This is a genomic window from Halioglobus maricola (assembly GCF_009388985.1).
Classification (GTDB): domain Bacteria; phylum Pseudomonadota; class Gammaproteobacteria; order Pseudomonadales; family Halieaceae; genus Halioglobus; species Halioglobus maricola.
Map to the genome: position 1 here is coordinate 2,516,266 of NZ_CP036422.1, position 26,126 is coordinate 2,542,391.

A 26,126-nucleotide genomic window follows, 5' to 3' on the forward strand; every position below is an offset into this window, starting at 1 on the left:
TTTCAATTCCTTATTTTGATTTGGCCATGCCGAGTACACGCTCACCAAGGATGTTCCGCTGAACCTCACTGGTGCCCGCTGCAATCGTAAAACCAAAGGAATTCATATACGCCATAGGCCACTGGCCGCCGTCCGGCGCCTGCCCGTCACCGAGATAGAGTGAAGCCGCAGCTCCCTCGATATCCATTGCCAGGCCCGCGGAGTCCTGAGCCACCTCACTCATCAACAGCTTGTTCTGAAGCGCGAGGCGCATCGGATGGTCCTGCAGATCAGGCACGCGGCTGCGGCGATTGTTATCCGCCAGGCCCTGTTCGCGTATAAGCTGCTGCATAATGCGATCGCGAATGAGCGGGTCATCGGCTGCCGTGCCACTTGACCGTTCGGTACGCCTGGCAAGATCTACCAGCGCATGTGAATTGGTATTGTGGGTGGACTCACTTTTCATGCCACCGGAGCGAGGTGTGACCAGCTCCCCTGCACCGCGCTCATGCAGCAGTGTGGTCATTGCCACCTGCCAGCCTTTACCCAGCTCATCCAGGCGGTAGCTATCGTCTACTTCGAGGTTGTCAAAGATGACTTCGTTGAAACCTGTCTCGCCGGTAATCTTGATCAGCGGGCTGACCGTCACGCCTTTACCCAACGCTGACTTGATGGGCACCACAAAATAGGAAAGACCGTCGTGCTTGACCGACTTGTCTGTGCGCAACAACAGGATCATCCACTCGGCAAAGTGTGCCAGCGACGTCCATACCTTATGGCCATTAATCACCCACTTGTCGCCCTTGCGCTCGGCGAAAGTTTGCACATTGGCAAGATCGGACCCGGCACCGGGCTCGGAAAAACCCTGACACCAGATATCTTCACCGGAAAATAGCGCGGGCAATAACCGCTGCTTAAGCTCTTCCTGTGCATGGTAAAACACGGTGGGGGCAGCCATCCCCAAACCAATTACATTAGGGAAAAACGGTGTGCGCGCACGCAGCATCTCTTCGTTGGCGATACGCTGGCAGTTGTCACGGCCGCCGCCACCGACCTCAACCGGGTAATCACAGCCAACCAGGCCCGCGTCATACGCAGCCTTTTGCCAGGCCTGAAGATAATCCAGTTGCTCGTGGGTCATGATTTCAAGCGGCGACTGAGGCAATCGCACCGTGGGCGGCTCGGGCGTATTTTCCGCCAACCAGGCTCGGGCGTCCGCCCTGAACTGCGCCTGCTCCGGCGTATCCTTAAGTTGTTCGTCTGACATGCCTACTCCTATTGCTGTTAGTAATGTGGTGGCTTTTCTTGTGTGGGCGCTTCGCCGGAACCCAGGGTGGCCGCCTGCTCGTCCTGGCGCTGCTTGAGCAGAGTCATCTGCCGCCGCAGCACAAGAATCTCCTGCTGCTGCTCAGTGAGGGCCTCGTTGAGAGACGCGATGGTGTCGTCCTGAAATGCGAGTTGGCTTTGCAGTTCAATCAACTGCTGCTGCACTTGCTCCAGCTCGGTCATGGGGTTCCCTAGCGGCCACGGGGGCAGCGCTTGCGTTGCGAAAGCCAACTAATATACTGCCCCGCTCTCAAGATTGACACGGGCGAAGCAGACTCATGAGCAAGAAAACAGGACAAAGGCTTGTATATTCAACCGACGGCGGACGCCTGTGCCCGCAGTGCCACCGGCCACTGGCAGATTGTGTCTGCGGGAACGCCAGGCCGGCCTACACCGGCGACGGCATCGTCCGTTTGCACCGGGAAACCAAAGGCCGCGGCGGCAAGGCTGTGACCTTGATCAAAGGGGTGCCGCTGTCAGGCGCGGAACTCAAAAAGCTGGCCAAAGCACTGAAGCAAAAATGCGGTGTCGGCGGCGCTCTCAAGGAAGACGTGATCGAAATCCAGGGGGACCAGCGCGAGACACTAAAGGCTGAGCTAGAGAAACGCGGCTATACCGTCAAGATCTCCGGCGGATAGCCCAAAATTGCACTTTAAGGACATATAGCGATTTTTATGGCCACTTTTATAGATTATAGCGTCATATTAGGGCGAGACAGACCCTCCGATAACTTCAATTCGCTCTCAGTTACACCCGCTTCCCGAAATATTTATTAATTAAACCCCGCAAACTGTTATTTTTATTGGATTTTATTTTTTCTTGTGTTAAAAAGTAACTCGTGAGCAGGGAACTGCGGGGATATGGGATTGTTCTCGCACCATAAAATCCAGCCACATAGAACCATAAAGTGAAACGGCAGTATCTGACGGAATTAGCATCCTGCAAGGGAGTGGGCTATGTATATAACCGCAGACCACCTGAGAGACCAGGTCATAAGACCTACTCTCAAATATCTGGGTAAATGGACCTCGTCGAGCGAGACATTTCTGCTCGACGCGGCTATTGATGCCCCCGATCTGGGGCTCTTTTCAGCACGTAATGACGGCCTGGGGCTGTTCCACATCACCGCGGCTCAACACCGTGACTTGTGGGATCGGTACCTGGCATTCAACCCTGACATGGCGAGCCGCGTACGCGGACTGGCCAGCCAGCGGGCGTTCCTGAGTGACCCCGATAGTGAGTTGCAAACCAACCTGAGCTATTGCACTGCAATCGCCTGGCTACTCTACCAGCGCGCTGGCCTGGCGGTCGATGCGCCGGTAGCTGAGGAAGCGGTAACAGCATAAACAACAAGGGGCGCATCTGCGCCCCTTGTTCGTTTTGCCCCGCCCTGCTCTCAGCCACCCGCAATAGTCCGCCATAGGCGGAGGTCTTCTGGTCGGTCAATATCCTGCAATACCGGAAGTGCAGACCAACTCGTCTCAGTCGCTTCCAACCGCGTCACTGTGTCCGCGTAGACCGTATCTGTTCCCCAGTGAACCCCATCAAACCAGCGCCAATCGAGATCGGTCACACCTATCAGCACGTAGCCGCCATCTTCAGCCGGCCCCAAAACCACATCATTCGCATCGAGCAAGGCTGCGGCCTGCTCCAGGTAGGCCGAATCAATCTGCGGGCAGTCGCTCCCCACCAGTATGACCTTGGCATATCTGGACAGGCCTTCCTCCAGAGCATTGCACATGCGATGCCCGAGGCCCGAGCCGCGCTGTGGACGAATAGCTTCCACTCCCAGAGTGCGGCACTGCTCGAACAGAGGGGATCGGGTGCTTCCAGCCACAGCCAGTTCAACCGCACCAACACCAGCCCCTGTCAGTACCTGGGCAGTCCAGTGAACGAGATCACAATGAAGATGTACCGCCTGCTCAGGACTGAGCGCCGGCAACATACGTGTTTTCACCTGCCCGGGCACGGGCTCCTTGGCGAACTGAATCAATAGTGCTTCCTGCACATTTCACCCTCCGTAGTAAATTCGATGCAAACGCTGCGGCGATACTCCAATAAAATAAGCCAGCCGCAGATACCACATCTGCAGGACCGTGCGCAGTACGCCGCGCTCGCGCCAGCGGCGGCTGGACGTGATAACGGGCTCACGAATCATCAGTGGTGAGGCAAGCCGGCGCAACCGCTTGCAGTATGCTACATCCTCCATCAGCGGAATCGAATCAAAACCCCCGCTTTCGTGAAACAAATCACGTTGCAGGAACAACATCTGGTCACCAGTGGCGACACGGGTGGCCCGCGAGCGCAGGTTAATAAAGAAACTGATGACGCGCGCCCACCACTCATCACCGCTGAGCCTCACCCGGCAGAAGCCCCAACAGGGGAGCGCCGCCAGTGCGCTGCCAAACCCGGGCTCATCGAGGCCGGGCCGGGTATCAGCATGGAGGAATATAAGATAATCACCGCCGGCCACCAATGCGCCGGCGTTCATCTGTGACGCCCTGCCCTTCGGTGCATGTTCTAGCCGGTCGCAATGAGGTGCCGCGGCAGCCAGCGTGTCATCACTGCTGCCGCCATCCACCACGATAAGCTCTGCATTGGGGTAGCGTGCGCGGAGTTCCTCCAGACGCTCCGATAGGCCCGCCGCTTCATTAAGCACTGGCAGGACAAAACTTAGCGCTGGCATTGGCTAATCGCCCAGGGCGCCACCGCAACTACTGCCCTGCCCCGCTGTGCAACCATAACAGTGGTGCGCGGTAACGATGGGCCAGTCAGCAATGGACGACTCCTGCAACAACTCGGAGATGTGGCGACGCTGGTCGCTCGCAAGAATGGGTAAATCCAGCATCTGATTGAAATCGCAATCGTAGATGTTCCCCTGCCAGTCGACGCTCACCAGGGAGCGGCACATCAGCCCCGGCAGGTTAGCTTCACTAAAATTGTCTTGCAGCAGGTCCATGTAGTTATCGAACTGCCCCTGGGCCAGCAGCACAGCGCCGAAACGACTGATGGGCATATTGGTAATGGTGTACAACTCGTCGAAATGAATGCCGAAGCGTTCACCCAGCTCGCGCTTATAGTCTTGCTCCAGACCCACCTGGGGCGGGGGCAGGACCGGCCCCACCGGGTTGTACACGAGATTGAGCGACAAACCTGGATTCATGCCGTAGCCGAGCGAATTCAGATATTGCAGGGCCCTGATGCTATCGCTATAGACGCCCTTCCCCCGCTGCTCCTCTACGTTCTGCTCCTGATAACACGGTAGCGACGCAACGATCTCCACCCCCTGCTCGGCGAGGAACTCGGCAAGATCTTCCTGTCCAGGTTCAAACAGAATGGTGAGATTACTTCGATCTATCACTCTGACACCCAGCGCCCGGGCAGCCACCACCAACTCGCGAAAGCGTGGGTGCAGTTCCGGCGCGCCACCGGTGAGATCCAGGCACGATAGCTGGCGTTGCTCCAGCACCGCGAGAACGGTGTCCAGTGTCTCATCGGACATCATTTCGGTGCGCGTGGGGCCCGCATTCACATGGCAGTGCACGCAACTGAGATTGCACTTGTAGCCGAGATTCACCTGCAATGTTTCGAGCTCGCCCCGAGACAATGGCGGAAAGTCGGTCTGGATTAACAGCGGGCGTGTGTCCTGCATGTGGGTCCTGTCAGAATAGGTGTGGTCAGTAGACTCGGGACTTTTCAGCCTCAGTCAGCAGCGCGTGAGTATCGCCCAGCAGGTACTGAAATACCACGTTATACGACAGCACATTCTTCACGTAATTGCGCGTTTCCTTGAATGGAATAGTCTCAATCCAGACATCTACCGGCAGGGTTTCACGGCTGTTATTGCGCCAGCGCTCGACCCTGTGCGGGCCTGCGTTATAAGCCGCCAGTGCAAAGATGCGATTGCCGTCAAAACGATCCAGCAACTGCCGGTAATAGGCACTGCCGAGAAGCACATTATGCTCCACCTCGTACAGAGCCGCGCTCGAGTGTGGCCGACCCAGGCCAGCGGCGACCTGCTTGCCCGTGGCGGGCATCACCTGCATCAACCCCCTGGCCCCAACCGGTGATCGCGCCTCAGGGAAAAACGCACTCTCGCGCCGGGCGATCGCCATCAACTCAGTGCTAGGCACCTGCTGCACGGTGGCATGATGCTTAAACACTTCCTGATGGGGCGTCGGGAAACGCCAATCGAGCGCGTCCCAGGCTTTGGCCTTGGCTGCCGCGTTGATAGCGAGGCTATGCCATCCCTCGTTTGCAGCCAGCTGTGCAAGCGCTTGCTTGTCTTCGGCTTCGGGAGCATCGATAAGCATCTTGTACCACTCCGAATGCGCATTGCGCTCTTCCTCGTGGTAATAGAACTCGCCGACTCGCTGCACACCGGGCATCGCCTTGAGCGGCTCCGTGCGCGCACTCTCCAGCACCAGCGAATCATGATTGAAGGCGTAAGGTTTGCCCAGCGCGTCAGCTGCCAGGAAACCGTAGAAATCGCGCTCTTGGGCGAGCGCAACGAGAATCGTGTTGGCCGCGTCCGCTTTGCCCTCGCGCTGCAGAACCCTGGCCCGCCAGTAGCGCCAGCCCTCGGTCTCTCTCGCCTCCGGGCTCAGCAGTTCCAGGTTCGCCGCGACCGCTTCCCAATCGGATTCGCCCAGCGCCCAGCGCAAACGAATCTCCACGAGTTTGTCTTCATTGAGCCTGTCCAGCGCGCCGGGTAGCCAAGCCATGTTCGACTCGGTTTCGGCAAACAAACTTCGCAGGGCGATAGCGTATTCAACCTGATGCGTCTGCTCGGCAGTGAAAGACAACTCTTCCTCGTAGCTGTACCAGTAGTCCAGCGCCATCGCCGGGTTATAGCGGGCGAGATACACCAGGCCGTGCGAGGCCAACTCAGACGAGCGCGCATCGGCTGACGGCAGGCTAACGTCGCGCATCCGCGCAGGCTTCCCGTATACAGCGATTGCCTTGTCACTCCAGGGCTTGAGCGCCGAACTGCCCTTGCGTGCGACGTACTTCATCAGCGAACCCTGGCGCGCTTCAAACGCTTTCATCATCCGCGCCCAGACCACCTCATCACTGAGCTGATCGGCTTTGAGCCAGGCGTCAAACAGCGGATCGCACTGTTTGGGACGTGACTTGCCGTGCACCCACAGACGCTCTGCGCCTTCCCAGGCCGCAAGCGGGTCACCCGTGGCCAGCTTGGCCCTGAAGTAATAGCACTTCAGTTCGATGCTGTTTGGTTCGTCGGGCTTTACCGTGAGGAAATCGTCCCAGCGGCGCTCTCGGCCTGCCCGGGTAAGGTAGTTGGCGAGAAAGCGATTCGGTAGCGGTGTATCGGCACTCAGGTCAATAAAACGGCGCGCTTCTGAAGCACGCACGTGCTTCGGTTCACGCGTGAGTTGCCGGTAGTCCAGGTAGATCGCCAGTGGATAATCGTCGAGCCCGGGACGCAGTTGGCGATACTCTGTCCACTGGCCCTTGTCGATTGCCTCAACGGCGCGGCTGTAGTCCTGGCGTTCGGCGTTTAGCTGCTCGCCGCTGACGGCCTGTGCCAGCGATGCAGAAGTGGCTGCTACAGGGAAATAAACAAGGGTGAAAATTTTGATTAAAAAGCGCAATTAGAAGCACCCTGAGAACAGCGGGATTACGTTCTAGATTGATCCTCCCGCCGTCCCTTTGCAATAGCCCGTTCAAATTATTTTGGCCATCGCGCCTGCTGCACTAAAACAGGAGCCCCAGAGTGGGGTATTCAATATCACTGTAGTCCAACACCACCTCCCGGCGCCGAATACGCAGCCCTTCCTCTGTGGCTAGCAATGTGTCCCTGCGCTGCCCGCAATACAGAAAATCCGCACTGCCTGGGCGTGCATAATGCAGGTGGAAATTGCTGAGCACCTGCCGCTCAACACCATCACTGCCCATCAACTCTACATTGCCCACTATCCGACGAGTACGCGGCGGCGGATTCTCAGACCAGGAATTGATCTTGAAAGCCCGCTCCACCCGCAGCATGAGGTGGATATAGCCCTCCTCGCGGATCGGGCTGCCCTGGCTACCCAGGCCCTCCAGTTCCCGCTCGACGCTAATCATATGCTCGTTGCCCCGTTCGCGGTTATCCACCATGGCGTTGACTCGAGAAGGCATGATGTACTCGACCTCGGGCGCAACCAGTGCCAGCCACTGCTGATATTGGCGATTGTCCAACAGCCGTGCCTCGTGAAAGTAAAAACGCTCCAGCTCGCGTTGTTGCTCAGGTGTTGTGTCTATGGCCAGATCACTCATGATGCAGCCCCCACTGAGGTCAGATCTGAGCGCCAGCGCTTAAAAAATTCGCGGGCATAAAATTCGTTGGCGGTCACACTTACCTGCCCCGGTAAGTCAGGATGCGGCCCCTCCTCGCCCAAACCCAAACCGTAATAGAAAGGCCTGTCGTCCGCGAAATCGATATTGGCGCCGCGATACTGCTGGATCCACACCTCTGCATCTTCCTGCTCTACCATACCGCCTGGGCCGAAGAATGAATTGTAATTGTGGCGCAGTTTGGCCTTGATATGCTCTGGCGCAGAGGCTGGCACGACAGGCCAGGACCAGTACTCAACCTTGCCTGGACCACGCGGGTGCGAAACTTTAAATGAAGAGTTTGACCAGAGAAACGACAGGTTCGGGTAGACACCATAGGTTAGGCCTTTCATTCGTGCGCGAATTGGGCCGACCCGCTCGTTCGCCTGTGCCTGAACTTCTCGCAGGTATTCCTGCACTTCATCTCCGCCAAGCGCTCCGGCCATGCCCTCAAAGCCCCAGGCCACTTCGTCAACCGGGCAATCTTCAGGCATTAAACGGAACGTGGCACCGTGGCCAGGTGCCGGCACTACACTGTGACCGAGTTCAGCAATGGTGTCCTGGATTTCACGCGGAATCAGCGTACTGTGCAGGAACGCTCCGTGATTCACATCTCCAAGTTGGTTCTCCACCGGCAGTTTCCAGTTGGCATCCAGTACCCAGCGGTGCGGGCTTCCGGCAAATTCGACATCCCCGCCCGGGAAGCGCTCGAAGAACGCGTCGAGGTAGAAGCGCATATCACCGAGGTAACTCTCCAGAGGCTCGATCTCCTCGTTGAAGCTGCCGAAAACCATGCCACGCCAACTCTCCAACCGGGGTACCTTCTTCAACCCCAACTGGCTCTTGTCTGGCGCGCACTGCACCTCCCGTTCTTGTGGAATAGCGACCAGGTCACCTTCAACTGAGAAAGACCAATTATGATAGGGGCAGACAAACCGCTTGGTGTTGCCGTGATCCGCGCGGCACACAGGCACCCCCCGATGGGTGCAGCTGTTGATGTTGGCGTGCAGCCCCCCACCCTGGCCACGGGCGAGAATCACCGGTGTCTCACACATATAAGCCTGCACAAAGTCGCCCGGATTGCGGACCTGGCTCTCATGGCCAAGGAACAGCCAGGCACGACCGAAAATTGCCCGTTTTTCCAACTCATAGACCTGCCTGTCTGACCAACAGCGGCGACTGATCAGTGAGGCGTCATCATTCACCAATGCAGCTATATCTATAGTCATCACTAACCCCTAAAAATTATCGTCTCTTAATTTATTGGTCAGTATAGTGCCTGATTGATCGAATTTTCGTCGTCGATATGGTATTTGTTGCATGTAATTTGACGATCGTTTGATAATTTATTCCGATGACCCTGAAAAGCGTACAAAAAATGAGCAAAGGCGAGCGGACCGCCGCTCGCATCATGGATGTGGCCGAAGACCTGTTCGCCCGCCAGGGCTATGAAGGCACAAGCTTGCGCCAGATAGCCGCTGGCGCGGGAATTCAGGAGCCCGGCTTGTACAACCATTTCGGCAGCAAGCAAGGGTTGTATGAATCCGTACTGTTCCGCGCGCTCAACCCCATGGCCGAGGCCATGAGTGACCAACTCAATAATGCTCATGGCTTGCGCGATTACACAGACCTCCCAAGTGCAATGACCGACCTGCTTTTGGAGCACCCACAAATGGCTGCCCTCTTCCAGCAGGCGCTGCAGGGCGACCCGGATTCCCTCGGCAACCGCCTGGTGCAAGGTTGGCTGGATTCCCTGTTCGATCAAGGCATGCGCAGTATCGATAACCTTCGGGGAGTAGACGCAGATCAGGAGACCCTGGCGCTGAACGTGATCGCCATGTTCAACCTGGTGACCGGCTACTTTCTATCGAACAAGGTATTTGCGTCACTGGTAGACGGGGATATACAGGCGCCCGAAAATGTTGAGCGACAGAAGACACTGCTGCGAAAAGTGATTCGGGCAATGCTGGTTAACTAACAGCCATACTCCATCAGTCGCGCCCTCCGAGCTCCCGCCAGTGCTAAAAGGCGCCAAAGTAAAAACATAACCCTTAACAGCGCAGCCAACAAAACTGGTGTGGAAATATTACTGCTGTAACCTTCTGAATGCTGAAAGCTTGCCATCCTCTCTGGCACACGGAATAATCCCCCGCTCCCCTATCACCCGCCTGTAGCTCAGCTGGATAGAGCAGCCGCCTCCTAAGCGGCAGGTCGTGCGTTCGAATCGCGCCAGGCGGGCCAGTAAACTTCTGGCTATATAGCCCTCTATGGCCCGACTGGCGACGGGTACGCCGGTTGAGACGGGTTGATTGGCTGTATAACCACTGCTACCCCCTGTTGCCACCGACTTATCAATGTAACTGCCTCCGTGTTTGAGTGGGCTCCATAAAGACCCTCCTACACGAGCAGAGTTTCCACTACCCCGACCAATCGAATCTGGGAACTAGTCTGGGCGAAAGCGCCGACTGATCCAGAAGGTGAATTGACCATGCCCGATTCTGTGCTATAGGTTAAATGGCAACCAGCGAATATGGATTTTCGTGTTGAATAATAGACTTGCACCGTCTAGCGTGTTTTTGGCGGTTTTCTCGAAGTCACTTGGCCGAAAGGGATTCTAGCCATGAGAGCACTGACAAAACCAAGCCCAGCTCACACTTACAACTCCACGAGCGAAATCAATAAGTTGCGTGCGTATCGTGATGCCATTCACATTGATCCTAAAGATAATCGGAAGATACCTGTCGTTGAACAACCCGGGCACGTACTAATTGCATCCTGGAATATCGCCAACCTTGGTGCTCACAAACGTCGCCCATCAGACCTGAAAGTAATAGCTGAGATTCTGTCTTGGTTCGAACTAGTCGCGGTACAGGAAATAGCGGATGATCTGACAGACTTTCTTGGTGTTATGACCAATCTACCCCCTCATTTCGCGTGGATTTTTAGTGACCGCGCAGGCAATGATGAACGATCAGCTTACGTCTACGACACACGACGAATAACGCTGGGACCAGAGATTGGTGAGATTGCGATAGTCGAATCAGACCGAAAGCACATCAAGCTGCCGGGCATTGCTCGTAAGTACACTGGCTTCAATCGTAATCCTTACATAGCAGGTTTCGAGAGTGAGGGACAAACGCCTTTATTGGCGAACTGTCATCTTCTATTTGGTCCATCCAAAACTAGCGCCGAGAAGAAGGCATCCATGGAAAAACGGCGACTCGAAGCCTATGCGATTTCCAGGTGGTGTAACCTGAGAAGAAGTGACAAGCATGCATGGACCAGAAATATCATAGCTATGGGTGACTTCAATCTACCGAAAGTGTTACCCGGAGAATTGATCTTCGATGCACTAACAAAGCGCGGTCTGAAGATTCCTCCACATGGCACAAAGATTCCTACCAACGTCTCTAACAACAAAGACTATGATCAAATCGCTGTGACACCTAACCTAAACAGCAAGATATCTGACTTTGGTGTATTCGATTTTGATGGCGCGATTTTCTCGAACATCTTCGACTCGCAGAAGCCGAACTACTGGCGCAGATGTGCCAAACACTATATTCCAGATCACAGGCTTCTTTGGATGAGGCTAAAACTCTAGATTTACCCAAAGCACACATTGGATATCGACGTCCATTCCATTATGAAAACAACAACTGCATATAGACTCTGGAAACGTACTGTTTTGGCGCTATTCGTAACATTGACCTGCGCAAACTGCACCACCAATACTCAGAGCACTAACGACTCGCTCTCGCTCGATAAAGTGATAGTCGTTAAATCGAAAAGGCCCATGAAGCTAATGGATGGAGAGAAAATAGTACGTGAGTACCATATCGCTTTAGGCAGCCATCCAGAGGGACATAAACTACAACAAGCCGACGGAAAGAATCCAGAAGGGGACTACACACTGGATTACGTTAACGAAAACTCAAAGTACTATCGTTCTATGCATATAAGTTATCCAAACAATAAGGATCGCTCGACGGCCAAGAGTGTGGGCTTGAATCCTGGCGGAGATATCATGATTCACGGACAAAAGAACGGAACAGGAGCAGCCGCATGGATAACGCAAAGAGTTAACTGGAATCAAGGATGCATAGCCATCACCAACTCCGAAATGGATGAATTCCTAGAGCTGGTTCCAGTCGGCACACCGATTCACATCAGCTGGTAGATCCCTGGTATGGAACTGCGAAAGAAGCTCCTGCTCTCACTTTGCATAGCGCAATGTATCACACTTTCTTCGGCTGGAATTTCTCAGACTGATCACCCACCTTCCACTGTAATCGTTAGTCAAAGATTTGAAACCAATTACTCTTCAGATTTAGATGGACTAAAAAGAATTCTCAACTATTGCCTTACAAGAGTATATGAGGTTGAGACAGGAGACAGCTTGTCCAAGATTCTTCTGGAGCAATATTCAGTGGATCGATCGAGGCTACCTCGAGTCTACACAATCCTCTCCAAGGATATTTCAGAGCGAAACGAACTAACTAGCGACGGCGGGTTATTCGCTCAACAGCTATTAGTATTGCCAGATATTCCAAAGCACGCGAATACGCTACCTAACCTAGACAATCCATATAACACCTTCCCCAAAATAAGCACCATGGCTACGAAAGTAAGCAAACCCATAGGGGGCTCAAACGATCGATATACAGTTCTAGCACAGATAGCGGGTCATCCAGGTTACGTAATAACTTCGCAAGAAGATAGAGTGGGATCAGACAACGTTGTGCAATTCCGCGAGATATCTGAATCAGCTGCCATTGACTTGTTGTCCGCTACAACTGCCAATACACAAATACACTCCGCACCAATTGAAATCTCTTTTACGGCGCTTGAAAAGGAAGACAGAAAGTCCGCCTCGGATACTAGATTAGATGAAGATGACGTAAAAAAGCTGAGATCATGGCTCGATAAGACTTCACCAGAAAAGATTTCTACTCTCGTCATAGTCGATGATGCCTGGCCTGATAGTTCGCACTTCATTGATTCCGTAGAGTTCTTTCGGCAAGCAATTCCGCTCGTCAGAGAGAAGCTAAATCTCGGGCCTGCAACTTTTTCTGAGGAATTCAAATTACTGGAAGCCAAAGACTTTGAGGACAAAAAGTCCCATGCTGACGATGTCCACTTGGCGTTGGACTACTTCAGAGAGTTATATCCCGTCGCAGATCAACGAATCAATATAGTGCATGTACCTTTGTTTGCTAGCAGCACTGCAGCGAAGGAAATACTCATAAATATCATCGAAATTCGTGAAGCCGAGAAAATTCTCGGAACTGAACTAGGAAGTAACTTTCCCTCAGATATCCAAAATAAGGCACGCGAAAATGCAGAAGAAATAATCGGTCGCATGGAGGCTTTTCGACGCAAATCACTAAGAAAGACCGACTATGCAGTAGTGGGCGGAATTCATGATTTTTTCCGCCATTATGCCAAAGCATCTAAAACACCTTTTTTTATGAACTTCTCTTGGACAGTCCCTGACCTTCAATACAGCCCCGATTGGCGCCCAGCATATGGGGTTGTCCTTGCGGCGGCAGGAAATGAAAACGATTCCGTGTATAAACTTCGCAGAGAATTCGCATCAAGAAGCATTGACCCCCAGGATGTAATCGCTGTTATGGATATAGATTCAAACGGCAGAGCTCGCTGCTGCAACGACACTTGCTCAAGCCATGTCGAAGACGATTCCGACAACTATTCATTCGCATTTTCGGGCCAGCTCCCTTCTGGAAAGTGCGGTACAAGCTTCTCTACTCCCAGAGTCGCTTATCTGCTCGCTATGTACGAGAGTATTCAAGTGCAGCCGGATTTTTCTGGAAGCTGGGAAAGAAAGTGGATGAAAAGATTTAGAAAAAGCACAAAAACACTGAGAAAGCTTGGGAAACAAGCGGACTACAGTGTCTACACCCCCAGTGTTGAAAAGATCACAAAGCAATAAACCGAAAAGGAAGTTCACCATGTATCGACTTAAATGCTCTATCGTGCTAATCGCTATTACTCTCCTACCTGGCTGTAATGAAGATACTGCAAAGGGTTGGAAAGAGGTTCTGGCAAATTGCTCAGACACGGACCTTCACAGCTCCAAGGACGTTTTATACTTCGGTATATCAAACAACCTAGGGCCAGGCACAGTTTGGAAAATTGATGATGCTGGCAACTATGATCTTCGCGCTAACTACGAAGACTATCCGAAACTGGGAGAATTCACCAATAGAGGAAACTCGCATAATTGTGATGGAAGCTATAAAACAAGTTTTAGTGGAGGTGCTGCATTAGGTTTATCCACTAAAGTCGTACCCATTTCGGGGGAAGTCAAAGCTGACCTAGAAAACGTAAGTAATATGACTGTTTCTGCGGATAACGTAGCATGGGATGAAGTGAGAGGTATTCCATATGAAAAGTACATTAATTCTCTTGAGTCTGACGATCCATTGAAAATAGATCTAAAAGATCGAGCGGATCGTCATGTCATGAAAAAGGCTCTTCGAGTGCAGGGATATAAGGTGATTCTAGAGTTTGAGAAGTCCGTGGGAGGAGAAGTCCAAGCAAAATACACAGGTCCGATTGGTAATCTAGGACAGGGTGAGTTTAATCCGAAGCTGAACGGAAAGTGGACCTCAGATAGGAAGCTCGAGGTAACCGCCGAAGAGGAGTTTTACATCGCTGGGAGATTCGCCCCATACGAAGCTGATGGATTCTCAAGTGCTGGAGTTGCTATCGGAGAAGACACTGTTGAGATAACCAACCAGAGCAATATTAGTTACGCTCCAATAAAAGAACCAAGGTAATACCTGCGTGTTTATCATTCTCATTGTCCGTCGCCTTTCGGTCTTATTAACTCACTAAACTCTATCGGAAGGTGACCGACAGCTTGAATATCTAGCTAGGTCAAGCTTCGAGCTTGTTTTCTTCAAGAGTATTTTAGGATATTGCCATGAGTCGTTTCTATGTCATTCTGTTCGTTTTGTTTTTTATTACCGGCTGTAGTGGAATAATGGCGCCGATTGCGTGGATCGGGTACGAGGACCCAATCGAAACCCCTCCTCCGGGGAGCTACCGAGAGGTTGATGGTGAGTGTTTCAGGATCGGAGTCCAAAATTTAGACGAGGGTCAAGGCGCCGCGGTTCTTAGTGCTGCTGGGATCGCATGCCAAGTATTTCTTAGTCCGGAATTTGAATCACGTATTGTGAGCCGAGATTGGCTGGCGAACTGTGACTTAGATGAATCCGGAAATGAATCCCTTATCTCGGGAGATGAACTCTTCACGCAGCTAATCCAGCCGGTGGGTGATTTTTCGGTGCACCCAGGCTGGCCCGTAGCCGCAATAGCTCAGGCGCAGCGAGACCCAAAAAATGCTAGCCGGAATAGAATATCGATTCGAAAGTCCAGAATTAATATGTGGTCTTCAGATTCGCCAGACGAAAAAAGTTCGCTAGTGAACACTATCGCGCACGAAATTACCCATCTAATCTCATACGAGTATAGAGACCGAGGTCACGGGAAAGGGTTCTGTGCGGACGAACGACTCGTTAGTTATGGCATCGGCAATCTAACTGAAGAACTCGCTAAAACCATGGATCTTCTATGATGCAATCGAATCGCTCTGGAACTGGAAATATAGCGGTTCGGGAGAAGCTCGGAGTGCGGTTTGAAAAAACTGTTACAGATCTTCGGCTTACTGTGCCCGGATACCGAAACCGACCTTGAACAGGTTCGGCATAGTCTCGGTTGGTGCGTTGTAGCGCCCTATCCCGGCTTTTTTTTTCAAAGCCTTACTAAGCACAACCTGCCTTCTCCACCCGACTCCTAAGCGGCAGGTCGCAGGGGGCGGCCACCCGCTTCGAATCGCGCCAGGCGGGCCAATTCCTATACATTCACGGACTTATAGACACTACACCTGCCGATTTCGTGGCAGATCTATCCGCCCCCACTTAGCAAATCTTTACATAACTACAACATTCATTAGTACATGATCAGGTAACAATTCTTATCCCACATCTCTAACTTGAGGCCGAGGATAAGAATAATGCTCAACGGATCCAAAATCGCAGCAGCATGTCGTTTGTTCTGCATTGCGTTGTTACTTACTTGCACTGCGTGCGGCAGTGGTGGAAGTAGCTCCAGTGACGGAAACCCCTTCAGCGATGACCAATCAGATTCCACCAGCGGATCCAACGACGGAGCCACAAATGACGACGATACCGGTGACGGGGAAGCTTCTGGCGATGGTGATGCACCGGACTATATCGAGCCAGAAGTATTCAGTAACGGTATGGCGGCCTTGAACGATACGGGTATTGATTTCGGTTCCAACTCCAATACCAACGGCTCTGATTGCAGCCTATCACTCATGGCGAGTGATGGTGTTACCCCTCTGGCCCAGGATTGCGCCCAGGGGCGCGACGCCGAAGCCAGCTCAGACAACGATGGCATCAATGGCTTCGACTTTACCCGCCTCAACGCGAACGGCAGCAAATATACAGGTAGCGGCGAATTCGAAACGGATCCCTGGGCCTGTGTACGCGATAATCGCACCGGGCTGCTGTGGGAAGTAAAAACCCGTGACGGCAGTATCCACGATGCCGACAATACATACCGCTGGGGCGGTTTGACCGCACTGGATCGCGGAAGTGTTGATCGCACGGGTGACTACTATGATGACTGGAACGAACTGGTAATAGGGACCAATGCTAAGGAACTTTGCGGCTACAGCGACTGGCGCGTACCTACCAATGCGCAGATGATGTCCATTATCCATTTTGGGCTTGAAAGCCGTCCGTTCAAGGTAGACACAGACTACTTCCCCAACGCCATCGGTGATTTCTACTGGACATCCGCTCCCTATCGCGGCTCGCACGGCGAATTCTATGCCTGGGCCTTCCAACTGGTCTTCGGCAATAACAAGAATCTCCAGCGGTACCAGGCTTCAGCTGTGCGCCTGGTGCGGGTCATCGATCCGTTCTCGGGCAGCGGCGGTGCAGAGGAAACCCCGGACGAGCGCTATACCATCGACGAAAATGGCACAGTCACAGATGTCGCCACCGGACTGATGTGGGCACAGTGTGTAGCAGGCCTGGAGGGCGCGCTGTGCAACAGCGGCGATGCCAGAAGCATGGACTGGGGCACGGCGCTGGAATACGCCCAGAACAGCACTTTGGCCGGGCACAGCGACTGGCGCCTGCCGAACACCAAGGAATTGTTCTCGCTAATCAATTTCAACGCAGCTGAGCCGGCGATCAACCTGAATATCTTTCCTGCCACGACTGTCGACTACACCTGGACCTCTTCCCCAATGATCGAGTTTTCCCAGGACTCGTGGTTTATCAATTTCAAAACAGGTTTGAACTGGTTCAAAGGTCGCGACGACACCATGCTAGTGCGGCTGGTACGTGAGGGAACTGACAACCTCGCAACAACGGATATCGATACGCAAGAAATCGCCGCCGTTACCAGCGACGATGGCCTTGGCACCATGGCAGGCTCCATGGAACCGGTTGATATTCACGCGCAGTTACTGGCGAACGAACAAGGCTTCACGGGCGATCCAACCACAGGCCGCGACTTGCCTCACATTAACGATCCCAAGGCTCAACTTGGTAAAGCCCTTTTCTACTCCAAGCGCTTAAGTGGCGAATACGACACTGCATGTGCCTCATGCCATCACCCGATGCTGGGAGGCGGTGACAATCTCTCATGGCCAGTAGGCTACGATGCGGTAAATATTTTTCATAACTCTGCGCCTGATCTCGTTGGGCCCGGGCGTTACTTCGATGGCAGTGACCCTGATGAACTCGAAGGTTATCCCGTTATCGGGCGCAACGCCCCGAGTCTCTTCAACGTGGGCCTGCTGGACAACAGCCTGTTTTGGGATGGTCGTATCGAGAGCATGAACGGAGCACCGGGTGCCCGGGGAACAAGCGCGGGCATCATTACTCCAGACTCACCGGACTCTTCCACCCCGGACAGCAATGTTCCTGAGGGAGCGTCACTGGCCAATGCCCAGTCGAGGTTTCCCACCGTGACTCACGAAGAAATGCGCGGCGATGAGCCACTGGGCGGCGGCAATCAATCCTACCGCGATATGTTGGCACAGCGATTTGTCGGCATCCAGGAGTGGGAGGCGCTATTCCAGTCAGCCTACGGGACTACCGAGATCACCTTCGACCGTATCGCGGAAGCACTCGCTGCATTTGAAGAGTCGATGGTCTTCACCGAAAACCCGTGGAAGGAGTATGTCGCCTTCCTACTCGGCGATCCCAGCCGCGATTCCAATGCACTCACCCACGACCAGAAAGTGGGCGCTGTACTGTTCATGACCGAAGGTGACGAAGGTGGCGCCGCCTGCAGCGAGTGCCACTCGGGTGATGCATTTACTGACGGTCAGTATCATGCCATTGGGCTTGGGCAGGTGGGTCCCGGCCACGGCAACGACAATCTTTTTGTGACCGACAGTGACTTTGGTCGGCAGAATATCAGCGGTGATACTGGTGACGCCTATCACTTCCGAACCTCACCGCTACTGAACATTGCCGTGACCGGGCCCTATATGCACAACGGCGCCCTGTCCAACCTGCGCCAGGTCATGGATGTCTACGGCAACCCCGGCGGTGCAATGAACGAATTGCTCGGCCTCGGTACCATTCTCAATGCGAATGCCACTTTCAATGAGACCGGTGACGCAGACTATTGCGAGTTGCAGTCGGTCATCAATATCATGGCCAAAACAGACGAGAACTGCGAAGAGGTGTACTACAACATGAATCCCTTTGCGTTCGAGAACACGCGCTTCCTGTTTCGACAGAGCTTCGATGACAGTGTGTCGAATTCACCCGCACCGGAGATTGATATCAATATCCAGCAATCCGATAGGGTTGTCAGGTTCATGGAAGCACTGACAGATCCCTGTGTGACCGATCGCGCTTGTTTGCAACCATGGATATACGACTCCAGCAATTGGACCGAGCACCCTGACTACAGTGAGAACAGGAACTTCATTCTGATCGCGGAAGACAGGGACGGCATGGAGTTGTAGTCGAATGCCCACTGCGTCGAGTTCGGCTTGGAAAATCTGTTACATGTCCTGGGCTCACTGCCAGGGGATGCGGAAAGCGTCGGCGAGTCGCAAGCTTATGAAACTCGCGAAAAAGGATACTCACACGTAAACTCGTAACACTCTCTACATCAAGGTAACTTTTGTGCAGCTATGCGAATAACGACCAGGTGCTATGAATGAGTTCCGCATGGAAATCAGGAACTGCCGGTGTCTCTGTGATCATCTTTTCCTGGATACTATGCACCTCCAGCGCCGCCCAGGAGGTGGTGACCCCAACGGACTTTATCGATTTAGCGCCGGAAGATATAGGCGAATCCCTGATAGCCTTCATCAACCTTACAACTGCGCCCGGACTGAGCGGGGCTACATTTTCTGCGGAACAGCCAGGCCGCGACTCTGAATTTATCAGAGGGAGCATGGGTTACGCCTCAGACCTGACTTTGAAAGACCAGGTGTTAGACGCCTACTGGGGCGTGGCGCTGGCCTATGGCAGCCTGGAGGATCAACTGGACGTACTGCAACAGCAAGGTGAGGCCATCCGAGTAGATGCTGATCGAAGCATTCTCTCCTTGCGCGGTAGTGCCGGCCTTAGCCTGCCCATCACGCAACACTTTACTTTGCGCCCTTACCTCTCGCTGGCGGCTTCGCAATTGGAAGCGCGGTCGCGGTACGAAGTTCTGGGCGATATCGGGCTGCGCCCTGAACTGGTGCTGGATACGGAAGTCGACGCAGTGAGCACATCCGGCACGTTGGAGGCGAGCTATGACCGCTGGTTCGGCAGCCACAGGCTGGAAGCTAGCGGACAATATACTTCGACCTACACAGACACATTCAACGGTTCCTTTGACGCCCTGGACACCTGGGGCTGGAACGAGACCGCGCTAGCACACGTGCGTTATAGCAACGCCACAGGGTGGCACACTCGCAACAAACCCTGGCGCTGGAATACCTACGCTAGCTACACACATTTTATAGGGCTTGACCCCTTGCCGCTCGGATTCAACGCCTACACCGAGCTTGGTGTGGGCCTGGATTTTGAAGTGAATATTCGGCCGCTGGATTGGTTTGGACTTCGCTTTATCGGCCTCAAGGCGGGTTACATTTTCGGGGACGGAGTAGATGGCTTTTCAGTGGGGTTGAGTTTCTGATGTGGAGCTATAAAAAATATCTTGGCCCATTTCTCTTGGTGGCACTGCTCAATGCCTGTGTTGAACACCCCCGGCATCACGCCGAGGGGACGCAAGCCCAGCTACGAAGCTGGATGGAGATACTGTCAGTCAACGGTGATACTCCGGATGACAGATACAATCTCACCCTGATTCCGGGCACTTACCACTTGGAAGTAGCGTACAAGACCTACCGGCAGGACTATCTCTGTCACTTCGAGTTTGAGGCGGTCGGGGGCCGGAGCTACGAGATAGTCGATCATTCCAACCCCGAGCCGTTGATACTTTATCGCTGGCAGAGGGCCAACGGCGCCTGGTCGGAGCGGCTGGATCCTGTGCTTCCTCATTGCGAGGAGCGTTCGCGTTAAACATACACAACGTGTGACCCCATGGAGGCATACGCCTTTTCGATAACGGTACCTTCGGTTTCGCATGTGCAGCGCTGTGTTCAGCGCTGCACTTTCAGGAGCTCAGACCACAGCCACAGATTTCGCTATTTGATCTCGCCGATGACCTCTAAATCGCCCGGTTTCCAGGATCGGTCAAACCATTTTTCCAGCGGCCCATAAAGCCTGAGTATGATGTTAAACCCTTTTCCTGGTGTGGTCTGAACCCAGTTATCTTGATGCTCCTCGGGCGCATTAGGTGAAAAATATATGGTCACACTGCCATCAGCCGATGCTTTCGGGGCATTTCTCAAACTGTCTACACCACCGGATTTCTGATCGGTCTCCAATATCGAGCGGGTCTGATTGTCGTAGACCATAAATGACCAGAAGTCCTTGGCCGGCACGGGCCCTGGGAGGGTCACTGCGTATTGCTTGTCGCCGCTAAGACCCTCGCCTTCACTATCAACGGTTGCAACGGCATAGACTGACCCTGCTCCGACTTGAGGACTTACCATGAACGGGGTAATACCGGTCGCATAGAAGTGAAAGGCCATTCGGTCATCTAATTCCAGGGCGCCGTTGTCATCGACAAACTCGTGACTTTGAATCGCCTGCGAGAACCACTTGCGATCTGGGTAGATGTACATGGCCGGGTTGCGAGGGCGATAAAGCATCGATCGGCTCGCCGCATTGGCAATTTTGGCGGCCTCGTCAAGAATGCCCTGCATTCTTTCGTCAGGCTCGAAAGGTTCGCCTTTCTTTATACCCAGTGACGCAGCTAAACCAATAGTCTCAAATTCTCCAGAATTAGCGGGCTCATATTGTATGACTTCGTTGATTTCATCGAAGAAGTGGGCGTCAGCAGAATGCACGGTGATAGAGTGAATTTCCGACAGGTTAATGTATTTATTGGCGGGTGGATTTTTCGCTTCGCTCAAAAGGTACATTTTGAACCCTTTTTTAAAGGCAGCTAAGGTTTGCTCGATTGATTCACCGGGCTTGCTGACGGCCCGCATCAACAACCAGTGTCGATAGGTATTGGTCTCATACACATAGTATCCGTCGGGGATTTCCCCTTCGTAATCCTCGCCCACCAGTAAATACTTTCCTCCCTGGCCCCGGTCTGGACCACCCATGCCAATGTCAGCGACATACTTGAAATAGGCATCATTGATCAACCCGATCACTGGGGTTTGCAGCTCTACGACGACCGGGCCATTTTTGACGTCAACCTCAGCGTGAATATAGGGCGTTGTGGTATTAGGCGTTAGCCATATCGCTCGCGCATCCATCAGCTGCTCTGTTACGCCAATCGTCCGGTTTGCTTCAACACCAATCTTGGCGTTTCCTTCGAGCATGGCATACATCGATGCGATGGCTATGCCATTGGTGTAAAGATTTACGGCCCTGCTCGTGTCAAGAAAATCAAACGCTTTCTGTGCGGTCTCTTCAGTCGGAAAACCGTCGTTCATATCAACAGCACCGAGATACACGGACTCGTCGTGATCGGGTGTTAACAGGCTGGCAGGCACGTCAGCCTTGTAATACGGAGTCGTAACATTAGTCTCAGCGAAGGTGCAGGATGCGGAGACACTAAACACTGCCGTTAAACTTACGAGCGCTGTATACAGCTTCATGGACTTTGCTCCATAGGTTTTAGGGGGCCTTCCTAAATTCGGAAAGATTCCGAGTCAACTTATCATCTCTGACTCAAAGGTAGCACTGGGGCGAAAAGGAAGCACTAGTTTAAGCAGATCCAGGGCTACTCTGACGGCACTGGCTTTGGAAATGTCCATGAGCCATTCAGAATCTCCTGTCTCGGGCTGTAGAGACGAACCGCATAGTTCCAACCCTGGGTAACGGGAATGCAGTTGACACGTCCATCCTCGCATCCGCCATAATGAATAGTGTGGGAACCGTCCGGGTTCGACTTGGCGGTGATGCCATTATAGCTATTAACGCCGAGATCATTAGCCTCAAGATAGCCGTCGGCGTTGTAGACCGTGACTGACCAAAAGGCATCTACAGGCACATTCCGTACTGTCAACGTGTGAGGCGTCTTGCCGTCATTCTCATTGACGCTTTCGATTAAATAAAAGGCAGCACTGCTCGGTAGGCCACCCCAGCCTGCGGCGGTGCCGATAAGGTGGTCTATTGGTCGCGTCTCTTCCTCGCTACCGAAGGCATAGGTAGTATCGAAACCAAGTGTCGCCAAATCGCTCAGTGCCTTGCGCGCTATCGACAGTGCTTCCTGGTCCCAATCCGGGGCATCAAAAGGACCGCTACCGCCTCCGCTAATCTCGATCATGTCCTGGGTTGCATGCGCTCTCTCGATGTCTCTTTGATCATTGGGGTCAACAAAGGTCCGGAAGGTGACCTGCGCGAAGCGTGAGCCCACAGAGTTCTCCGTAAGTTTGTACCTTCCTGGCTCTGTCTCAAAGGACATATAGTGATCCTGATTCACCACATGCATAGATACATAGCGACCATCCGTATCAGGGAGCGTGACCATCGCCGGCCTCGACAGATCCAGTACTATCCCCGAATAGAGAGTGTCTTGGTTCATCCGGATAACAGGCTGGTTATCGGGTGCTGTAGGTTGGCGGAGGTGCTTGAGCTCACCGACGCCGTAATCAAAACTCTTCATACTTCCGCGAATCATGGAATCTGACTCGGCACGGACGAAATTTTCAACCGTTACCGTTTCAGCACCTGCAATGGCGGGCATCAATAGCAAGGAAAAGAACAGTCTATTGAGCATATTGATCTCCAGTCTCAGAATGTCTCACGATTATCTTCATCGAGCGCCTCCCTTATAGGCAGCCAAGAGGACTAGCGTTAGCAACCCAGCGACATATTAGCCGTAGTGTATTGAGCTGTGTTTGATGCGCATCAAGTAGATTGCGCTTGGGTTTCTACCCCGGTATGGCCCCTTCTACAACATCTGTCTCAGCAATACCTGACCGTGGATTTCGAGGGGATTCCGTAAGGACGTAAGCTGATCGTTTCTGTGCCAGAATACTCATCAACGAAATTTTCCAGGGTAAACAACATGATCGATATTGAAGACAACAAACGGCTCGCCGAAGAACTCGTGGCAGCCATGAACAGATCAGATACACAGTGGTTCCTGGACAACTACACGGATGATGTAATGGTCTGGACCATGGGCAACACCCTGATTTCCGGAAAGTACAATAAAGACCAGGTCGCCGGATTTGCCGATAGCATCTTCGACGCCTTCCCCAATGGCATCAAGTTCACCATTCATGGCATGATCGCCGAAGGTGATACCGTTGCTATGGAGACAGAATCTATCGGAGAGCATGTATCCGGCAAACTCTACAACAACTTCTACCACATGCTGGTGAAGTTTCGGGACGGCAAGATCACGCTCCTGAAGGAGTACCTGGATACAGAACTCGTGACAGACGTACTGGGAGGTGGACAGCGACCTGTGTCCCAGAAATAGCAGCCCTACCCTGAATTTTTCCTCTTATTTTTCAACACCTTCTCAGTGAGCTGTAAACTGCTAAGCCGCGCCCTGGCGGATGCGTTTGGAGTATTCCCGCGGCGACATCTTCAGATGTTTTTTAAAGAACCTCGAAAAAGCCGCCGCATCGGTAAATCCCACGCGCTCACTAATGGCCAACACATTGAGATCAGAGTCATTCAAGTACTCCAGGGCGAGATCAATGCGCGCGATATCGAACAGACGCTGATAGGTGGTGTCGCTCTGTCTTAATTTGTGTTGCAGCGTACGCGGACTGATACCCAATGAGTCCGCCACGCGATCTACTGAGGCTTCATCCCCGTTCAGTAACAGACGAATAGCACGATCGACTTCCAATACGAACGGTATCTCCCACTGTAAATAGTTAGGCGTCTCGTATTGCGGAGAGAATGTTGGCCTATCCGCCATGATCGCAATGCTGCGTTCGCAATCAGCTTTGCTGACATGGATTGCGTTGGCGTCCTGATTGAAGCTGAGCTTGTCGCCAAAGACTTGATACAGAGGCCGCGGGTTTTCGGGGGTAGAGTGACGAAACCGGACCTGCTCTGCGCGCCAGTTGGTACCCAGCAAACGCCGCATCTCATGCATGAAGATCGCACAAGCCAGCTCCACCACCTGGACACGGCTGGTGTTAAGCCCTCTCCCCCACTTCGGGTCCCACCTCGCCTCGAGGGATATCGAGATACCCCGCTCATCCTCCACCAACGGTGAAGAGATGGTACTTGCGTACGACTCCAGGTGAGCGGCAATTACGCGCAATACTTCGCCTACCGTTTTCGCCCTGCGAATCAACTGCCACACCGGCCCCAACAAATGCCAACCCTGTATTGGCGCCAGTTTCAGGGAAAAGAATCGATCATCACAGACCAGCGCTGCTTCCTCAAGGTAGTCGTTGAACACACCTCCCTCGATAAAGAGATCTGGCCGATAAAGCGCGGACGGCGCCAGGCCCACGCGACGGGCGATGGCGTCCGGGTCATGGCCATAGCTCTGAACCAGGCTCGCCACCCCGGTAAGCGCTCTACTAGGCGTGTTATTGATCATAGGCAGGCTGCATTCGGGGCTAAGAGGTTTGCGCAATATATCAAGTTTGGACAGTAACACCACAATACCATAGCTGTGGATGTTGCGCTGTTATGGCGCAAAAGCAGCACTCAAAAAACAATAAGGGAGTTATCACAATCATCAAGCTACGCACCCTACGCTGGCCACTGGCAGTACTGCTAAGCCTGGCCTGTTCGATTCTTTTCCTGCTGGTGACCCTCAAAGCGGGGCTGGGGAACTCCTTTCTGCGAAATGGCGACTGGTACACCAGCGAAAGTATCGGCGCTGCCGACACTGATGTCATCGTCACAGCCATGGTTGCGATCAGCGGATTGCTTGGCTCTACCCGCGACAACTCCATGTACTACAGACTGAACTCAGTATCAGGTGAGCCCTTGCGCCTTAACTGTCGCTACCGCATTGAGGGGCACGACTACGATGCGAACTGGTGGAGTATTACTGCCTATGGATGGGACTACTTTCTGATTCCCAATGAGCAGAAACGCTATTCCTTCAACAACGAAAACATCAAGCGTGGCCACGATGGCCGCTGGGTTATTCACGTTGGCGCCAGAGCGGAAGATGGCAACTGGCTACCGGTGGGCCCGTCCGGCGCGCCCGCATCCGAAAAGTCTACCAATTACGACTTTGACTTACTGCTGCGACTGTACACACCCGGCGACGCCTACTTGCAGAACCCCGAGTCAGCGCCGCTACCCGTTGTTACGCTGGAGAGCTGCTCATGAACTGGTTGCGCTGGATAGCAGCAATTCTGGTGTGCGGCTGGCTGGGACAGTACGCGCTGGCCATGCTGGTACCGCACCTGGTGATGGAGCGCCTGTACCAAAAATTCGCAGAGGTCCGAGAGCCTAACCAGCTGAACCTGACTCCACGTCCCGATGAAAACTCTCGCTGGGTTGTACGCCCAAGCCCGGACCTTCTCTACGCCAGTTGCCTGTACAACCTCGAGCAGGGACCGTTATTGATTAGCGCCCCCGTGCCAGAACGCTACTGGTCCATGCAGTTCTACCAGATGAATACCGATAACTTCGCCGGGATCAGCAACCAGCGTGAACAGCGCTCTCGGGTCGGGACACGCGTTGAGGTGACCCTGATTGGCCCCGGTGCTGACCCCACCGAACACTCCGGCGAAGTAATTCAGTCGCCCACAACACGGGGCGTCATGCTGTTGCGAGCTTCAGGTATCGGTGACGCATCACAGTCGCAGGCCGCGATTGATGCGAGCAGCTGCGCTCCGCTATAGCCACTTCAAATTTCATAAATAAAAAAAGGGGAAAATAGAT

At 53.3% G+C, this 26,126-nt stretch carries 24 protein-coding genes and 1 tRNA gene; 14 read left to right on the plus strand and 11 right to left on the minus strand.

The genetic code is table 11. From position 1 onward, the window contains the following. Positions 1-10 precede the first annotated feature (10 nt). Together EY643_RS11455 and EY643_RS11460 are read right to left on the minus strand one after the other, a co-directional pair. Complete coding sequence (locus tag EY643_RS11455; protein ID WP_152662331.1) at positions 11-1,246, minus strand: acyl-CoA dehydrogenase family protein; 1,236 nt, start codon at positions 1,244-1,246, stop codon at positions 11-13. 17 nt (positions 1,247-1,263) lie between these two features. After that, the gene (locus EY643_RS11460) at positions 1,264-1,488 is read right to left on the minus strand and encodes a SlyX family protein (protein ID WP_152662332.1); all 225 of its coding nucleotides are present in this window, start codon (positions 1,486-1,488) and stop codon (positions 1,264-1,266) included. 95 nt (positions 1,489-1,583) lie between these two features. Between EY643_RS11460 and EY643_RS11465 the strand changes: the two genes are divergently transcribed. Both EY643_RS11465 and EY643_RS11470 read left to right on the plus strand, forming a co-directional pair. Beyond that, on the plus strand, positions 1,584-1,943 hold the full coding sequence (locus EY643_RS11465) for a translation initiation factor Sui1 (protein ID WP_152662333.1): 360 nt from the start codon (positions 1,584-1,586) through the stop codon (positions 1,941-1,943). Positions 1,944-2,261: 318 nt separating this feature from the next. After that, positions 2,262-2,651, plus strand: a complete 390-nt coding sequence (locus tag EY643_RS11470) for a hypothetical protein (RefSeq protein ID WP_152662334.1) — start codon at positions 2,262-2,264, stop codon at positions 2,649-2,651. Between the two features lie 50 nt (positions 2,652-2,701). Here the strand turns inward: EY643_RS11470 and EY643_RS11475 are convergent, their stop codons facing one another. From EY643_RS11475 to EY643_RS11500, 6 genes are all read right to left on the minus strand, one after another. Next, positions 2,702-3,313 (minus strand): TIGR04282 family arsenosugar biosynthesis glycosyltransferase, encoded by a 612-nt coding sequence (locus EY643_RS11475; RefSeq protein ID WP_152662335.1) that lies wholly within the window; start codon positions 3,311-3,313, stop codon positions 2,702-2,704. Positions 3,314-3,316: 3 nt separating this feature from the next. Beyond that, positions 3,317-3,991 (minus strand): TIGR04283 family arsenosugar biosynthesis glycosyltransferase, encoded by a 675-nt coding sequence (locus EY643_RS11480; RefSeq protein ID WP_152662336.1) that lies wholly within the window; start codon positions 3,989-3,991, stop codon positions 3,317-3,319. A 3-nt stretch (positions 3,992-3,994) separates the two neighbouring features. Next, positions 3,995-4,957 (minus strand): arsenosugar biosynthesis radical SAM (seleno)protein ArsS, encoded by a 963-nt coding sequence (arsS, locus tag EY643_RS11485; RefSeq protein ID WP_152662337.1) that lies wholly within the window; start codon positions 4,955-4,957, stop codon positions 3,995-3,997. 25 nt (positions 4,958-4,982) lie between these two features. Next, the gene (locus tag EY643_RS11490; RefSeq protein ID WP_152662338.1) at positions 4,983-6,920 is read right to left on the minus strand and encodes a transglycosylase SLT domain-containing protein; all 1,938 of its coding nucleotides are present in this window, start codon (positions 6,918-6,920) and stop codon (positions 4,983-4,985) included. Between the two features lie 103 nt (positions 6,921-7,023). Next, entirely contained in the window at positions 7,024-7,584 is a 561-nt protein-coding gene (locus EY643_RS11495) for an aromatic-ring-hydroxylating dioxygenase subunit beta (protein WP_152662339.1), read from the minus strand. Then, positions 7,581-8,870, minus strand: coding sequence for an aromatic ring-hydroxylating oxygenase subunit alpha (locus tag EY643_RS11500; protein WP_152662340.1), 1,290 nt, complete (start codon positions 8,868-8,870; stop codon positions 7,581-7,583). The genes EY643_RS11495 and EY643_RS11500 overlap by 4 nt, the downstream gene beginning before the upstream one ends. A 125-nt stretch (positions 8,871-8,995) precedes the next feature. Between EY643_RS11500 and EY643_RS11505 the strand changes: the two genes are divergently transcribed. The 9 genes from EY643_RS11505 (at position 8,996) to EY643_RS11545 (ending at position 20,243) form a co-directional block, all read left to right on the plus strand. Then, a complete protein-coding gene (locus EY643_RS11505) occupies positions 8,996-9,619 on the plus strand; it encodes a TetR/AcrR family transcriptional regulator (RefSeq protein ID WP_152662341.1) in 624 nt (207 codons plus the stop codon). Positions 9,620-9,805: 186 nt separating this feature from the next. Continuing rightward, positions 9,806-9,882 (plus strand) — tRNA-Arg (locus EY643_RS11510). A gap of 379 nt (positions 9,883-10,261) precedes the next feature. Next, complete coding sequence (locus EY643_RS11515) at positions 10,262-11,245, plus strand: endonuclease/exonuclease/phosphatase family protein (RefSeq protein WP_152662342.1); 984 nt, start codon at positions 10,262-10,264, stop codon at positions 11,243-11,245. A 192-nt stretch (positions 11,246-11,437) separates the two neighbouring features. Further along, positions 11,438-11,821: a L,D-transpeptidase family protein gene (locus tag EY643_RS11520; RefSeq protein ID WP_240732680.1), complete on the plus strand. Its 384-nt coding sequence runs from the start codon at positions 11,438-11,440 to the stop codon at positions 11,819-11,821. Positions 11,822-11,830: 9 nt separating this feature from the next. Continuing rightward, on the plus strand, positions 11,831-13,594 hold the full coding sequence (locus EY643_RS11525; protein WP_205743043.1) for a S8/S53 family peptidase: 1,764 nt from the start codon (positions 11,831-11,833) through the stop codon (positions 13,592-13,594). Positions 13,595-13,613: 19 nt separating this feature from the next. Further along, positions 13,614-14,444: a hypothetical protein gene (locus EY643_RS11530; protein WP_152662344.1), complete on the plus strand. Its 831-nt coding sequence runs from the start codon at positions 13,614-13,616 to the stop codon at positions 14,442-14,444. Positions 14,445-15,682: 1,238 nt separating this feature from the next. Then, positions 15,683-18,688, plus strand: coding sequence for an Lcl domain-containing protein (locus EY643_RS11535; protein WP_152662345.1), 3,006 nt, complete (start codon positions 15,683-15,685; stop codon positions 18,686-18,688). A 197-nt stretch (positions 18,689-18,885) separates the two neighbouring features. Then, positions 18,886-19,857, plus strand: a complete 972-nt coding sequence (locus tag EY643_RS11540) for a hypothetical protein (protein ID WP_152662346.1) — start codon at positions 18,886-18,888, stop codon at positions 19,855-19,857. Next, positions 19,857-20,243: a hypothetical protein gene (locus EY643_RS11545; protein ID WP_152662347.1), complete on the plus strand. Its 387-nt coding sequence runs from the start codon at positions 19,857-19,859 to the stop codon at positions 20,241-20,243. The genes EY643_RS11540 and EY643_RS11545 overlap by 1 nt, the downstream gene beginning before the upstream one ends. Before the next feature lie 125 nt (positions 20,244-20,368). On the opposite strand, the gene EY643_RS11550 is transcribed toward EY643_RS11545, so the two are convergent. Continuing rightward, positions 20,369-21,901: a DUF1254 domain-containing protein gene (locus tag EY643_RS11550; protein ID WP_152662348.1), complete on the minus strand. Its 1,533-nt coding sequence runs from the start codon at positions 21,899-21,901 to the stop codon at positions 20,369-20,371. A 125-nt stretch (positions 21,902-22,026) separates the two neighbouring features. Next, positions 22,027-23,025, minus strand: coding sequence for a DUF1214 domain-containing protein (locus tag EY643_RS11555; RefSeq protein WP_152662349.1), 999 nt, complete (start codon positions 23,023-23,025; stop codon positions 22,027-22,029). A 291-nt stretch (positions 23,026-23,316) separates the two neighbouring features. Here EY643_RS11555 and EY643_RS11560 point away from each other — a divergent pair, with 291 nt between their 5' ends. Beyond that, positions 23,317-23,736: a nuclear transport factor 2 family protein gene (locus EY643_RS11560; RefSeq protein WP_152662350.1), complete on the plus strand. Its 420-nt coding sequence runs from the start codon at positions 23,317-23,319 to the stop codon at positions 23,734-23,736. Between the two features lie 60 nt (positions 23,737-23,796). On the opposite strand, the gene EY643_RS11565 is transcribed toward EY643_RS11560, so the two are convergent. Beyond that, on the minus strand, positions 23,797-24,822 hold the full coding sequence (locus EY643_RS11565; RefSeq protein WP_152662351.1) for an AraC family transcriptional regulator: 1,026 nt from the start codon (positions 24,820-24,822) through the stop codon (positions 23,797-23,799). Positions 24,823-24,914: 92 nt separating this feature from the next. Between EY643_RS11565 and EY643_RS11570 the strand changes: the two genes are divergently transcribed. Together EY643_RS11570 and EY643_RS11575 are read left to right on the plus strand one after the other, a co-directional pair. After that, entirely contained in the window at positions 24,915-25,568 is a 654-nt protein-coding gene (locus tag EY643_RS11570; protein WP_152662352.1) for a DUF1214 domain-containing protein, read from the plus strand. Further along, positions 25,565-26,086 carry a DUF1254 domain-containing protein gene (locus EY643_RS11575; RefSeq protein WP_152662353.1) on the plus strand — a complete coding sequence of 174 codons (522 nt, stop codon included), beginning with the start codon at positions 25,565-25,567 and terminating at the stop codon, positions 26,084-26,086. The genes EY643_RS11570 and EY643_RS11575 overlap by 4 nt, the downstream gene beginning before the upstream one ends. The last annotated feature ends 40 nt before the right edge of the window (positions 26,087-26,126 follow it).